Below are 14,345 nucleotides of genomic sequence, written 5' to 3'. Positions count from 1 at the left end.
TAGTCGATACAACAAAAACTTTTAAAAGGAGGAAGAATGAAAAAAGTTTATGTCGATACCTAAGATATGAGAGAAGTATATCTTAAATAAGATAAAATTACTCTTAATTAAAAAAAGAATTTTTATCTTTTAGAAAACCGCTCTTTATAAAATCAGCAAACAAGCCAGTTCTCAAGCTTGAACACTTCTGCTGTAGCAGGCAATCCTTTCCATCCATACGCTTCCAGATACATCATTTTATTTCCAAAATATCCTATAATATACTTCTCTTTATAAATGGGAAAAGTCCCCGAACTGAACATATTAAAGATCTCTTCAAAGCTTTTAGGTATCTCATAGAAGGAGAAATCCAGGCTATGCAGAGCATATAATGCACTATGCAGCATCTCATTTTGTATCATTGCAGGTGAGAGAACATAGTATGAGGGATAGGTTAGGGCAGGATCTTTTAAAATTTCTGTAGTGAAGAGTTTCTCTTTTTTCTTTTTGTACATTGTTCTATCTTTCGTTTTGTGAAAGTATAGAAAAAAAAGAGAAGAATGGAAGATAATATGTCAAATTGACATATTATTTATTACAGTTTGAAGCACTCTTTTGCTGCAGCTTCTACGCTCTGAAATGATAAGTCAGATATGGTTTCTATACCTTTCCCGTACTTTTACCTTTCTGACTTCTCCAGCTCTTTCCAGTACACGTTCCAAACGCTGTATGGATTTTGTTTTATGGAGTGCAAAAAGAACAAAAAGAAAAGCGGTAGGAATACCGGTCTTACTTCCGAAATATGCAATAATATCCATGCCTATGATCATAAAGATCGACAGTTCCAGCATAAAATAGATCCAAGGTTTGACCTTTGAACAGCTCCTTCTTTCTTTCATAACAATCCCCCAACCCCTTTTATTATCATAATATAATTATAATTTTTAAAAGATAATAATAAGTTGAATTAAACAAAAAAATTCATGATTACCATGAACCACCGCCACCTCCGCCACCGCCACCACCTGAAAAACCGCCGCTGCCGGAGAAACCGCTGCCACCACTGTTTTGAGCCGGAGGTGTAGCTGCCTGCTGCACAGCTGCATCAAAACTTCTCATATTTTCAAGGTTACCATGGTACCAGGCAGGGGTTGAGAGATGAAACAGCTCAAAAAAGTCGAGCCAGTGTTTTGTCTGCCCGAACAGCATTGCATAGGGAAGCATCTTCTCAAGGTAGAGAGGATCTTCGGCAAGGCGGCGTTTGATCTCATCCTGTTTGACACGTTTGACAAACTCTTTAAGCCCAAGAAGGTGCTTTTGTACATAAGCACCTTTTGGAGTGAACCTGCCTATATGTTTATAGGTATAAAGCATTGCAGCTATAATGGCCAGCAATACACCCAACGGTCCGAAAACCAGGGAAATAAAGTCCAGTCCATCTCCTTGGGGGATAAAAACAAGCGGTATCACTCCTGTTCCGGCAAAGAGGAGTCCTTGTATTTTAGCCAATATATTCTGCTGTGAAATAAACAAATAGATACCTGCAGCACCGAATGCCAGAGGAAAAAGAAGTACAAAAAGTGCGTCTGCTCCCAACGCTTGATAAAGAGAGAAAAGAGTCAGTAGAACAACAGGCAGGAGCATTATAAGACTTTTTGCAAGGAACCTGTTACGTGTATGTTTCGGATTCTCCTCCATATAGCCTTCCGCAACAGACCAGGTATAGAGATTATTGTTGATGTAGTTGAAACCTCTTTTTAGTTTTTCCGCATTCTCTTTTGTCCCTTTTTTCATAACAAAATAGTTTTTCTCCTTGAAAAGCACTTCATTGAGAAGATATTTCTGGTTTAAAGTCAGAGAGCCTGTTTTTTTTAAACGTATAAGAACCGGGTCTGTTTTTTGACTTCTCTGTTCTATCTTCAGGTAGCCTAAATATGCAAGTTCAAGGACAGCAGCGGCAAAATCCCTGTTGTCCGCATATCTGTCGAGCAGAAGAGCCGACTGCAGAAGACTCAACCCTTTTGGCGGTTCATACTGTACAGCAATGGAGCGTTTGTCTTCATACCCGGCATATTTCTTATATATATTAAAAAAGTAGAGAAGAAAGCCTGCAAGGGCCATCCAATGCCAACGTGCAAGAAACCGCTCCCATAGTGTAGGTGTAACATTATCCAAACCGTTCTGATCGAGACTATCAGGAGGGTAGGCCAGTTCAACAGTGGCACCTTCATACGGCGAGAGTGCTTTAATGTTGACCTGCAAGTGCGTTGGTGTGATCCATTTGGTGATTGCAGATGAAGCAGTTGCACCATATTTCCCCGTATAGACAGAGAGTGCAATATTTGCCTGTGAAAGTGAGTGAGGAAGATGAAAATCTGCTTTGATATTGTAAACAGGTATATTCCAGCCACTTCCTATAATATTCCAGCGTATTGCATCACTGTATTCATTCTGTGCGGCAGGAAGAACCCCTTTTTTGACCCGGTAACGGATCTCGTAAAGATGTTTGCCTGTGACATAGTTGGAAGCACTTCCGATCTTCAGTCGTACGGTATCTCCTGCATAGTTGGATTTTACGGTGTTCTTTTCCCAACTAACCGGATCGCCATCCATACTTACGGTGAAGTCGTAAAGACCGATATCTTTGACAATACCCTGATATCTGATCTGGTAAGGGATATCTCTGAAGATACCATGTCTGCGTATATTGCCGAAATTGTAGTCAATACGTTCAATAACGGAGAGTTCACCACTCTGCATCACTGTGATATCAATGTCGAAACGGTCGATCTTCTCTGCAAAAAGATGTGTGACAATACCTGCCAACAACAGAGTGAAAAAAAACTTTTTCATCTACTGGTATCAAAGATCTATTTTGGGCATCTGCCTGACTCTTTCTGCTTCGCTCTCGTCAAGTTCAAAGTAGTCGCGCCTGGTAAAATCGAACTTCTGTGCTACAAAGAGGTCAGGAAAGGATTCGATCTTTGCATTGTAGTCCCGTACGATCGCATTATAGTAGCGTCTGGCATTCTGAATGGCATGTTCAATACTGCCCAGTTCATCCTGCAGTTTAAGAAAGTTGGTATTTGCCTTGAGGTCAGGATAGGCTTCTGAAAGTGCAAAAAGCTTTCCCAGTGCGCCTGAAAGCATATTGGCCGCTTGTGCTTTCTCTTCAACACTGCCGGCAGTCAACCCCTGCTGCCGTGCCGCGATCACTTTTTCAAGGGTCTCTCCCTCATACGCTTTGTATCCCTTGACTGTATCTACCAGTGCGGGTATAAGATTGTAGCGCCGTTTAAGCTGCACATCGATGTCAGACCATGCAGCATCCATTCCTGCACGCAGTGAGACAAGTTTGTTATAGATAGCGATAAGATATACCCCGGCACCTGCAATGACCAAAAGTATGATATTCCCAAAACTCATAATATTTCTCCTCCAGTTGGATTTTTTTATTATAGCACGTTATACTTTCCTAAAAAAAGAGTTAATATGGCATACGATCTAAAAAAGAAGCTGGTCATTGCGATCTCCTCCAGAGCACTTTTTGACCTTGAAGAGGAGAATCGGCTTTTTGAGAAAAAAGGTCTGGAGAAATACTACAGGTATCAGATCAAGAATGAGAACAAACTGCTTAAGCGCGGTGCTGCTTTTGATTTTGTAAAAAATATTCTGCGTATCAACAAACACTTTGATGACAAGCTAATTGAAGTGATCGTGCTTTCCAGAAACAATGCAGCCACAGGACTGCGTATAAAAAACTCCATTGACAAGTATGGACTTGATATTGACAGAGCAGGTTGGACTGCAGGGACATTGATCTCCAATTATCTAAAAGCTTTTGATGTGGATCTTTTTCTTTCTGCACATGAAGAGGATGTACAGGAGGCCATCAATGTCGGTATCGCTGCGGCACGTATCATCCCCAATAAGTACAAGAAGAAGGGAAAACGCAAAGATGTCCGTATCGCTTTTGACGGAGATGCAGTGCTCTTTTCGGATGAGTCTGAGAAGATATATAAGAAGCATGGACTTGAAGCCTTTTTAAAACATGAAAAAGAAAATGCCAAAAAACCTCTGCCAAAAGGTCCTTTTGCAAAGTTGCTGAAGGTGATCTCCCGTATTCAGACAGAATTTCCTATGGAACAGGCTCCTATTAAGACATCACTGATCACAGCAAGGAACTTTTCTACGTTCGAGAGGGTCATACGTACTTTCGATGCCTGGGGTGTTCGTATAGATGAAGCTTTTTTTCTTGGAGGCATAGAAAAACGCCGTGTGGTAAAATCATTCAAAGCCGATATCTTTTTTGATGACCAGGATGTGCATCTTGACAAGACAAGCAAGAAGACTCCTTCTGCGAAAGTTCCATACAAATCTTAAATAATAATTGTTATTTATAATATATCATTAATATTTATCTGCTATTATTGAATAATCATTCATGAAAGGCAGTATTATGTTAAATATCACTTTGGATAGAGAGAAAGCGATCGTTACACTGGAACCCGAAGATATATTAAGCAAAGAGGATTTTGATATTGCAGTGAAGGTCATTGACCCTTTTATCGCAGAACATGGCAAATTGACCGGTTTGATCATCGCATCGGAATCTTTTTCCGTACAAAAGGCATTTTCTGCACTGGTCAAACATCTTGTTTTTATTAAAAAATATCATAAGAAGCTCAAACGTCTGGCAGTTGTAACAGACTCTGACACAGAGGAGTTCGCTGAAAACATCATCTCACATTTTATCAATGCGGAGGTCAGGCATTTTCCTTTTGAAAAGCGAAAAGAGGCAAGAGAGTGGATACTTCAAAGAAGAAAACATACCTGAGTTTTATTATCAGGTAGTCTTCGGATGTGCTAAACGGCTCTGGCTGACACAGTATATCGATACCCGTACTGCTTTATTTCTACACTGAAACCGTATTTTTCCAAAACTACTTTGATCTCTTCGGGTTTAAAAAAGTTGCCGGGTTCCCCAAGAAAGAGCTCGCCTTTTCGTATGATGTTCCCTATCCATTCTGTCGGATCAAAGTCATAAATGTAAAGCCGCCCGTCAGGACGAAGAACACGGCGTATTTCCTGTATGGCCTTTTCGACATCATTTAGATGATGCAGTGTCTCACCAAGCAGTATGGCATCAAAAAGAGTGCTTTCAAACGGGAGAGCTTCAGCATATGCTTCATGGGTCTTAACATACGAAGGTGCATATTTCAACATGCCTCTGGCAGGATCAAGGGCTTCAAGCTGAAGATCTTCACGGCATCGTGCAGAAAACTCACATAAAATACCTGTACCGCTTCCTATGTCAAGTACTTTTGCCCCTTTCTTCAGCGGTTGAAGAAAATCACAAAGTGACTGACGTATATAGGTGGGATAGATCATTGGAGCGAATGCTTTAAAGATCCAGCCGAGTCTATTGAAAGGGATCATTTATATCCTTCTGGTAATGTATGACTTTCATTATTGTAACACAGTGCTGTTGGCTCTGTGTGTACTCTATTGCTCTCTCTTTTTATAGAATGCTGTTCTGAATGCTTCAAATCTCTCTTCCAAAACAGCCTCTCTCATCTGTTTCATCAGATGCAGATAGTAGTATAGGTTATGTATGGTTGCCAGCCTGAAGTAGGTGATCTCTCTTGCTCTGAAAAGGTGTCTGAGATAAGATCGCGAGTAGGTTTGGCAGACCATACAGTTACATTCGGGGTCAATAGGTTCCGTGTCGGTCGTATAGCATGCTTTTTTGATGTTTACCTTGCCGAAACTGGTAAAGAGTGTACCGTTACGTGCATTTCTTGTCGGCATGACACAGTCGAACATATCGACTCCCCGGTAGACATTCTCGACCAGGTCTTCGGGTGTTCCCACGCCCATCAGGTAGCGTGGTTTGTTTGTTGGCATGAACTGTGTTGTCCATTCGACCGTATCATACATATCCTGATTGGCCTCCCCGACACTTAACCCGCCAATAGCGAAGCCGTCATAATCCAAGGCACACAGTTCTCTCGCTGACTTTTCTCTGAAAGCTTTGTCCGTACCTCCCTGAATGATGGCGAAAATGTTCTGCTCTGTACCAATACCTTCCTTCTGCCTGGCACGGAAGTATGCTATGGATTCTTCCGCCCATCGGGTTGTCCGGTCTATACTGGCTGCAATACGCTCCTGTGTAGCCGGCAAGGCTACCAGGTCATCAAGGATCATCATGATATCAGATCCAAGATTATGCTGAATGTCTATGACCTTTTTTGGCGTAAAATAGTGCTTGCTTCCGTCAAGATGGCTTCTGAAGGTGATCCCTCCTTCATCTATTTTGACGTTGTCTGAAAGTGAAAATGCCTGAAATCCGCCCGAATCCGTTAAAAAACTTTTGGGATACTTGGTGAAACCATGAAGTTTTCCCATTTTTGCAACCACATTATCTCCCGGACGGAGGTACATATGGTAGGTGTTGGCAAGAATGATCTCCGGTTTGATAAAGGTAGCAAGGTCGGTAGCATCGAGTGACTTGACCGCACCGACCGTACCTACAGGCATGAATACAGGTGTTTGTATAGTAGAGTGTGCTGTTTTGATGGTACAGGCTCTGGCTTTCCCATCGGTTTTATCTATCTGAAATTGCATTGTGTTATAATATCCTCTTAATAAACCCGGATTATGCAGTAAAAACCTGCAATCCTGGTAAAATCGTAAAACGATTATATCTAATTAGGGCATAAATGAAGAACATACTGATACTTGCCGACGGCAGCATTGCAAAACATTTTGTAGAGTGGGTCGGGCGTAAAAGAGTTGCAGAAAACAAATATTATGTGACTTGTTTCAATGAAGGTGCAACACCGGAGAAGATGGGTAAGAATATTACGCTTATTAAAGCGGACCCTACCAGTTATGCCCGTATCAGACATATTATGGATGATATAAAGTTCTCTCATGTATTCATCGTCATGGAGAACAAAGAAGATGCTGTTTATACCTTGAAAAATATACGTCTGGTCGAAGACAAGATACGTATTGTACTGGTCAATCAGTGGGATGATCCCGAAGTAGGGCGTGATGAAAAGAATGTGACACTGCTCAATGTCGATGAGCTGATCGCAGCACATCTGTACGATCATCTGCCCAACGTTCCTGTTGTAGCACAGAATGTCGGTCTTGGAAAAGGTGAGATCATGGAGATCCATGTTCCGTTTGGAAGTACTTTCGCTTTCAGACATGTAGGATCGATACTGCAGAGAAAATGGAAGATCGCAGCGATCTATCGTGAGGAGAAGCAGATACTTCCTACCAATGCAACGACGATTCTTCCAAACGATACGCTTCTGGTGCTGGGCAAACCTATGGTGCTTGACGGAGTCTACCGTACGATCAACAAACGTATAGGGCTCTTCCCTGAGCCTTTTGGAAAAGATCTTTATCTGATCATCGATTTCCGTACCGACAAAGAGAATGCGATACTGTATCTCAAAGAGAGTCTCTACATGCTTGAAAAGCTGGAGGAGAAATCACTCTTTATCCGTCTTCTCTATCCCAATAATTTTGAGTTGATAGATGAAATAAAGCAGTATGAATCGGATAGGGTGACCATCTCCATCTGTTATGATGACAGCAATATCGCCCAACTGATCGAGTATGATATTCAGGAGTATGATATAGGTCTGATACTGAACAGCATTGATACTTTTTCCCACGAGGAGATCATGGAGACACTTTACAGTCTAAGAAAAGTGGTCTATCTTTTTGGTGATCAGCTGCTTTACAATATCAAAGAGAGTGTTATTTTGATGGATAATGACCGTAAAATGGAATCTATCTCTTCAACGGCTTTTGATGTTTCCGAATCTCTCGGATTGGAGTTGACACTGTGTGATTTTGATCCGGAAGGGGATTTTGAGAGCAAGAAGATCGTGATTGAACATTATGAAACGCTGGCACATATCTTCAATATGGAGATCAAGATAGAACAGAAGGTCTCCAACCCTATCCGGGAGATGAACAGCAAGGAGAATGTGCTGCAGATCGCGCCGTTTGAAAAAGATCTGCATTCAGGCGGTATATGGAGGCTGATATCGACCAAAGTACAGGACTTTCTTCTTACGTCGAAAAAACATCCGAAACTTCTTGTGCCTTTTGCTATCGGGGAGGAGCAGTAGGACTCGACAAGAGCTATTTTTAAGGGCATATAAGATAAAATAAAGCAAATTATTATCTCAAGGCTTTTTCCAATGATCGTTCCTATTGAACTTATTCCTCCACAACCTGTAAAGTACGATATTACTATAGACAAGCTTCCCAAACTTACATTCAATACCAAAGTGGTCGTAGTCACAAATCCAACGGTTGCAGGTTTCCATCTTGAGACACTTTTAAGTCATATTCAGTCTCCCGAACTTCATGTGGTAACAATACCTGACGGTGAGCAGTATAAAACCCTGCAGACAGTAGAGAGTATCCTTAACGAGTGTTTTGAGCATAAGCTTGACAGAAAATCACTTCTGATCGCTTTTGGCGGAGGGGTTATAGGAGATATGACAGGTTTTACTGCCAGTCTTTATCAGCGCGGGATCGATTTTATCCAGATCCCTACGACACTGCTCTCCCAGGTCGATGCCAGTGTAGGAGGAAAGACAGGGGTTAACAACAAATACGGGAAAAATCTCATCGGTGCTTTCTATCAGCCAAAAGCGGTCTACATCAACCCTGAATTCCTGAAGACACTTCCCAAGCGGGAATTTGCGGCTGGTTTTGCAGAGATCGTCAAAATGGCGGTTATGTTCGACAGAGAGTATTTTGATTTTTTAAAAAATGCTGATCTTGCAGATGAAGCACAGCTTAAGGAGACGATCCGACGCAGTGTTGAACTCAAAGCATGGGTGGTCAACCAGGATGAGAAGGAAGCCGGTATACGTGCTGTACTCAACTATGGCCACACCTTTGGTCATGTCGTGGAGAATGAGACCGACTATACGACCTACCTGCATGGAGAAGCTGTAGCGATCGGTATGGTCATGGCTAATGCTCTGGCGGTCGAACTTGGATTAATGAGTGAAGAAGAAGCGGATGAAGTGAAAGCACTGCTTAAGACGCAGGAGCTGCCGACAACCTATTGTATTGACGATGTGGATGCATTCTATGAACACTTCTTCCTTGACAAGAAAAGTGCGAACAACTCTATTAAGTTCATTCTTCCCAAAAAGATCGGTTCACATAAGATCGTACAGGATATTGATGAAGCTGTCGTCAAAAAAGTGCTGCGCCGATTTGGAGAGGAGTGATGCAGAAAATTTTCCTCCTCTTTCTTCTTGCTCTTGGTATCCTTCTTGCCCAACCGACTGTAACAGGCAGCACCATCTCTTCTCCGGATATGAAATCAGAAGGGAACGGTACTGCTAAAAAGCAGTCAGCCAGTATGATAGGACATCTGCTGGAGGAGAAGCAGCAGCTTGATATAGAGCTCAAAGAGAACAATATCTGGTCAAAGATCTATAGCAACTACCATATTTACAAAGAGCTTAAACAACAGCAAGCTGTGCTGGACAAAAAGATAGCCGAGTTGGAAAAACTTTCTACCAGACGCAGACTGAATGAGAAGCAGAGAGAGGTGTTTGAAGAGTTAAAGAACAAAAAAAAGATACTGGTGGGGAAACTCCAGCTGCTTAAAGAGTATGAAGACAACCCTTTCAAAAAATTTCTTACGCCACCTCCTATCGGAGAGGTTCCTCATGTAGAAAATCCGCTTGCTATTATCTCCGCACTCTCTTTTCAGGAAAAACTGAAAAATGACCAAAATGAGTATAACAGCCGTTATGAATCGATCAGCCTGGTCATGGAGGAACTGAAGAAGAAAGAGAAAATACTTCACTCCCTTCTCCAAAATGATCCGGGTAATGAAGATTACAAAAAAGAGCTGGAGGATACCAGGGAGCAGATCAAGACCTTTACACCGGTCGTAGAGATCTTTAAAACAACACAGAATGTCTATACCAAAAAGATAGACGAGATCAAACTTAATCTTCAAACAGAAGTGAAAAAAGAGATAGAGAAGGCAACCACCATAGGGATCATCATATTGATCATTTTGGTCTTTATTTTCCTGATCAAATATCTGGTACGCCGTTATATGTCGGACAATGAGCGTTTTTATACGATCAACAAGTTTCTGAACTTCACCTTTTTCACTCTTTTGCTGCTGACACTTCTTTTTGCCTACATCGAGAATGTCAGTTATCTGGTGACGATTCTCGGATTTGCTTCTGCGGGTATTGCCATTGCACTTAAAGACTGGTTTATGTCTTTAATGGGCTGGTTTGTGATCATGGTCGGGGGTGCCATTCATGTAGGAGACAGAGTGAAGTTCGTCAGAAACGGTATGGAGTATGTAGGGGATGTGGTAGATATCTCTCTGTTGCGTATGACGATTCAGGAAGATATTACACTGACCACCTATATGCGCAACCGCAGAGCAGGACGTATCATCTTTGTGCCGAACAATTATGTCTTTACCGATATGATCGCCAACTATTCACATGCCGGGCTTAAAACCGTATGGGACGGGATCGATTTTGTCATTACATTTGATTCCAATGTCAGTAAAGCAAACAGCATTGCCAAAGAGGTCACTAAAAAATACTCCAAGGGGTATACAGACATTACAAGAAAGCAGCTTAACAAACTTAGAAGTCAGTATAGTATGAAAAATACCAATGTTGAACCGCGTATCTACAGTTTTATAGAACCTTACGGGATTAAGATCTCTGCCTGGTACCATACAAATGCCTATGCAACACTGACACTGAGAAGTACGATCTCCATGGAGATCATCGAGCGTATTCAAAAGGAAGAGGATATCCACCTCGCATTTCCGACACAGTCCATTTATATGGATAAAGATGTACGTAAGCCTGCTATGCCGCAGTCTACGGAATCTGAGAGCGAGGAATCATGAAAAAAGTCTTTTTTAAAACCTTCGGGTGCAGAACCAACCAGTTTGATACACAAGTGATGATCTCCAGACTCAAAGAGTTTGAACTGACGACTGATGAGAACAGTTCTGATATTATTGTGGTCAACTCCTGTACTGTGACCAACGGTGCGGACTCATCGGTGCGTAACTATATCTCATCGATGAAGCGCAAAAACCCCAATGCAAAAGTGATCCTTGCCGGTTGCGGTTCCCACTCCAAAGGAGAATCTCTGTTTGAGGATAAGAAAGTATTCGGAGTCATGGGACACTCTGAAAAAGAGAAGATCAACGAGATACTGAAAAAAGAGACCCGTTTTTACGAGATCGGTGACCTTGAACATATTGACTCGACGATAGTCGAAGAGTTCGTAGGCAAGAGCAGGGCATTCATCAAGATTCAGGAGGGGTGTGACTTCAGCTGTTCTTACTGTATTATCCCTTCTGTACGGGGGAAGGCACGATCACATAAAGAAGAGACGATACTCGAACAGATACAACGCCTTGCGGCCAATGGTTTTGGTGAGTTCATCCTGACGGGTACCAATGTGGGAAGTTATGGGCAGGATCATGGAACTTCCATGGCGAAACTCCTCAAGAAGATGAGCATGATCCGCGGAGTAAGACGTATACGTATCGGAAGTCTCGAACCTATCCAGATCGATGATGAGTTCATGGAGCTGCTGAATGAGCCGTGGATGGCGAAGCATCTGCATATTGCACTGCAGCACACTTCGGACAAAATGCTGGAGCTGATGAACCGTCGTAATCGTTTTGAAGAAGATATCAGACTTTTCAATAAAATTGCTTCCCTGGGCTATGCTTTGGGAACGGATTTTATTGTGGGGCATCCGGGAGAAGGTGAGAAAGAGTGGAAAGAGGCGATAGAACGTGTAAAAGAACTTCCTTTGACCCATATTCATGCCTTTTCCTACTCTAAACGTGACAATACAGTCTCTGCAACAATGAAGCCTGAGATCAGAGGGAATATCGCCAAAGAGCGGCATAGAGAACTGACTGAACTGGTCAAGGCCAAGAATTATGCTTTCAGACGTGCACATACCGATAATCTGGAAGTCCTTCTGGAAAATGGAAAAGAGGGGATATTTTACGGTTTTGACCAGTACTTTAACAAGGTAGAGGTCAGAAGTGAAGAGGATCTTGGCAGCAACTGGGTACTCTTAAACCGTGTGGAGGTCCAGCCTGATGGAAACAGTGCGAAAATTTAGGTTTAAAGGTTTCGATAGCAAGAATCTGAAGATCATCATTGGACTTTTGAGTCTCTTTATCGTACTGATTGTATTTGCCATGCTGAGGGATACGGATAAACTGATCACACACAAGCAGGCCAACGCACTCTACAACAAAGAGAAGATCAAAAAGCTCATTGTGGATGGAGAATACATCCGTATCAAGACGGATGAGGGGCAGTACAAAGTCTATAAAGATGCTATCAATAAAAATGCTTTTTTCAGTAAATATCCCGTAGAGGTCAAAGAGGAGCCTTCCCATTTGTATGATCTCTTTTCACTGCTTGTTCTTGTCGGTGCTTTTATCTTTCTTTTCCGTTTCATGAAAGAGAGCCGTATGCAGCAGATCAGACAGATCGAAGCGGTACAACAGGGAAGTGAAGCCAAAGATTCTCCCATCCGGCCTATGAGATCGAATGTCACATTTGACGATGTAGCGGGGATTAAGGATGTCAAAGAGGAGCTTGAGGAGATCATAGATTTCCTGCGTGAACCGCAGAAGTACCGTGAACTTGATATCCGCTTGCCTAAAGGTGTCCTTCTTGTAGGACCTCCGGGTGTCGGAAAGACACTTATCTCCAAGGCGGTGGCAGGAGAGGCAGGCGTTCCCTTCTTCTATCAGAGCGGTGCGTCGTTCGTACATATCTATGTGGGGATGGGGGCCAAACGTGTAAGCGAACTCTTCACAAAGGCGAAGCAGTATGCACCAAGCATTATCTTTATCGATGAGATCGATGCAGTCGGAAAGAGCCGGGGAGAGTTCAGAAACGATGAACGGGAAGCAACACTTAACCAGCTCCTTACCGAGATGGACGGTTTTGAAGATAGTTCCGGGGTCATTGTTATTGGAGCAACCAACAAGATAGATGTACTCGATGAAGCCCTTCTTCGTGCCGGGCGTTTTGACAGACGCATTCATATCTCACTGCCCGATCTTGAAGACAGGGCAAAAACACTGGAACTCTATCTGGCACATAAACCCAACAAGGTTGACATTGAATATGTAGCACGTATGACCGTCGGGTTCAATTCAGCAGCACTTGATACGCTTACAAACGAAGCAGCGATCCATGCAATGCGTGAAGGACGAAATGTGGTGGAAACATCTGACTTTGAGGCGGTTAAGGAGAAAGTACTGCTTGGAAAACGCAAGATCCTGAGCTTTACCGAAGAGGAACGAAAGATACAGGCACTCTATCAGGGGGCCAAGGCAGTTGTCGCTACCTGGCTGGATGTGGAGTTTGAGAAGATAGGTATCGTTACGACACGTCTGCTCATGCAGGAGCATGAGATACTTTCCCGTTCAGTGCTGCTCAACCGTATCAAAGTCTATCTTGCCGGAAGTATTGCAACGCAGATACACTACAATGAACAGTTTACCAATGCAAGTCATGATATTATGCAGGCAAAAGAACTGGTACGAAAAGTTATCTATGAATACTCTATGAGCGAGAACTTCATTGTCACACCCGCAGAGGAGGAAGCACTGATGAGAGAGTCTGTCTCGGAGCTGAAAGCACTGCTTAAAACGCTTGACAGGGCACTGAAAGAAGTTTCTGCTTACCTTCTGGAACATGAGAATATTACTCATGAAGCGTGTAGGAAAATACTGCTTGAAATATTTTAACGGTTTCTCATTAAAGGGAGAGGAGATACTTTTCAGTGAGTATCTTGTCCAGAGTGAGCTTTGTGTAGCAGGTTTCAGTTATGGGGCGCAGCAGGCACTGGAGCATGTACTCCAAAGCAGTGAACGTGTAGACCGTCTTATTTTGCTCTCTCCAGCTTTTTTCCAGAATCAGAAAGCAAGTTTTATCCGTGCACAGCTCCGTTACTTCAAAGCAGGCAAAGATGCCTATGTAGAGCAGTTTCTGAAAAATGTCACCTACCCGGCAGAAGAGGATCTGTCATCCTGTCTGAATATTGGAACCGAAGAAGAGCTTGAAACACTTCTGGGATATGTCTGGGAAGAAGAGAAACTGCGGCAGATAAAAGAACGCGGTACGGTCATTGAAGTGTTTCTGGGAGGAAAAGACAAGATCATTGATGCCCTGTCGGCATTGGATTTCTTTGCACCGTTGGGTACAACCTATTTTATCAAAGATGCAGGACACCTGTTAAAACTGCCCTGAGTTTTGAAGATTTTTAAGAGGGTA

Annotated in this window: 14 protein-coding genes; 8 read left to right on the top strand and 6 right to left on the bottom strand. The window is 42.6% G+C overall.

Features of this window, described 5'->3' with window-relative positions:
* Positions 1-152: 152 nt before the first annotated feature.
* The 4 genes from IMZ28_RS05890 to IMZ28_RS05875 form a co-directional block, all read right to left on the bottom strand.
* Positions 153-494, bottom strand: a complete 342-nt coding sequence (locus tag IMZ28_RS05890; protein WP_197547669.1) for a hypothetical protein — start codon at positions 492-494, stop codon at positions 153-155.
* A 132-nt stretch (positions 495-626) separates the two neighbouring features.
* Entirely contained in the window at positions 627-878 is a 252-nt protein-coding gene (locus IMZ28_RS05885) for a hypothetical protein (protein WP_197547668.1), read from the bottom strand.
* Positions 879-966: 88 nt separating this feature from the next.
* Entirely contained in the window at positions 967-2,832 is a 1,866-nt protein-coding gene (locus IMZ28_RS05880; RefSeq protein ID WP_197547667.1) for a DUF2207 domain-containing protein, read from the bottom strand.
* A gap of 9 nt (positions 2,833-2,841) precedes the next feature.
* The gene (locus tag IMZ28_RS05875) at positions 2,842-3,405 is read right to left on the bottom strand and encodes a LemA family protein (RefSeq protein ID WP_197547666.1); all 564 of its coding nucleotides are present in this window, start codon (positions 3,403-3,405) and stop codon (positions 2,842-2,844) included.
* Between the two features lie 66 nt (positions 3,406-3,471).
* Between IMZ28_RS05875 and IMZ28_RS05870 the strand changes: the two genes are divergently transcribed.
* Together IMZ28_RS05870 and IMZ28_RS05865 are read left to right on the top strand one after the other, a co-directional pair.
* Positions 3,472-4,362 (top strand): 5'-nucleotidase, encoded by an 891-nt coding sequence (locus IMZ28_RS05870; protein WP_197547665.1) that lies wholly within the window; start codon positions 3,472-3,474, stop codon positions 4,360-4,362.
* A 76-nt stretch (positions 4,363-4,438) separates the two neighbouring features.
* Positions 4,439-4,816, top strand: coding sequence for a SpoIIAA family protein (locus IMZ28_RS05865; RefSeq protein ID WP_197547664.1), 378 nt, complete (start codon positions 4,439-4,441; stop codon positions 4,814-4,816).
* A gap of 29 nt (positions 4,817-4,845) precedes the next feature.
* Here the strand turns inward: IMZ28_RS05865 and IMZ28_RS05860 are convergent, their stop codons facing one another.
* Together IMZ28_RS05860 and tgt are read right to left on the bottom strand one after the other, a co-directional pair.
* Complete coding sequence (locus IMZ28_RS05860; RefSeq protein WP_197547663.1) at positions 4,846-5,418, bottom strand: class I SAM-dependent methyltransferase; 573 nt, start codon at positions 5,416-5,418, stop codon at positions 4,846-4,848.
* Positions 5,419-5,484: 66 nt separating this feature from the next.
* On the bottom strand, positions 5,485-6,606 hold the full coding sequence (gene tgt, locus IMZ28_RS05855; RefSeq protein ID WP_197547662.1) for a tRNA guanosine(34) transglycosylase Tgt: 1,122 nt from the start codon (positions 6,604-6,606) through the stop codon (positions 5,485-5,487).
* 95 nt (positions 6,607-6,701) lie between these two features.
* Between tgt and IMZ28_RS05850 the strand changes: the two genes are divergently transcribed.
* The 6 genes from IMZ28_RS05850 to bioV all read left to right on the top strand — a co-directional run bounded on the left by IMZ28_RS05850 (position 6,702) and on the right by bioV (position 14,321).
* Complete coding sequence (locus tag IMZ28_RS05850; protein ID WP_197547661.1) at positions 6,702-8,135, top strand: COG3400 family protein; 1,434 nt, start codon at positions 6,702-6,704, stop codon at positions 8,133-8,135.
* A 72-nt stretch (positions 8,136-8,207) separates the two neighbouring features.
* Complete coding sequence (gene aroB / locus IMZ28_RS05845) at positions 8,208-9,257, top strand: 3-dehydroquinate synthase (protein WP_197547660.1); 1,050 nt, start codon at positions 8,208-8,210, stop codon at positions 9,255-9,257.
* Positions 9,257-10,927 carry a mechanosensitive ion channel family protein gene (locus IMZ28_RS05840; protein WP_197547659.1) on the top strand — a complete coding sequence of 557 codons (1,671 nt, stop codon included), beginning with the start codon at positions 9,257-9,259 and terminating at the stop codon, positions 10,925-10,927. Before aroB ends, IMZ28_RS05840 begins: the two co-directional genes overlap by 1 nt.
* Positions 10,924-12,171 (top strand): tRNA (N(6)-L-threonylcarbamoyladenosine(37)-C(2))-methylthiotransferase MtaB, encoded by a 1,248-nt coding sequence (mtaB, locus tag IMZ28_RS05835; RefSeq protein WP_197547658.1) that lies wholly within the window; start codon positions 10,924-10,926, stop codon positions 12,169-12,171. The genes IMZ28_RS05840 and mtaB overlap by 4 nt, the downstream gene beginning before the upstream one ends.
* Complete coding sequence (locus IMZ28_RS05830; protein WP_197547657.1) at positions 12,149-13,819, top strand: AAA family ATPase; 1,671 nt, start codon at positions 12,149-12,151, stop codon at positions 13,817-13,819. The genes mtaB and IMZ28_RS05830 overlap by 23 nt, the downstream gene beginning before the upstream one ends.
* On the top strand, positions 13,806-14,321 hold the full coding sequence (gene bioV / locus IMZ28_RS05825; RefSeq protein ID WP_197547656.1) for a pimelyl-ACP methyl ester esterase BioV: 516 nt from the start codon (positions 13,806-13,808) through the stop codon (positions 14,319-14,321). The genes IMZ28_RS05830 and bioV overlap by 14 nt, the downstream gene beginning before the upstream one ends.
* Positions 14,322-14,345 lie beyond the last annotated feature (24 nt).

The organism is Sulfurovum indicum, from assembly GCF_014931715.1.
In the GTDB taxonomy this organism is placed as follows: domain Bacteria; phylum Campylobacterota; class Campylobacteria; order Campylobacterales; family Sulfurovaceae; genus Sulfurovum; species Sulfurovum indicum.
The sequence above is the reverse complement of the archived record's forward strand: the minus strand, read 5'-3'. Positions and strand labels throughout refer to the sequence as shown.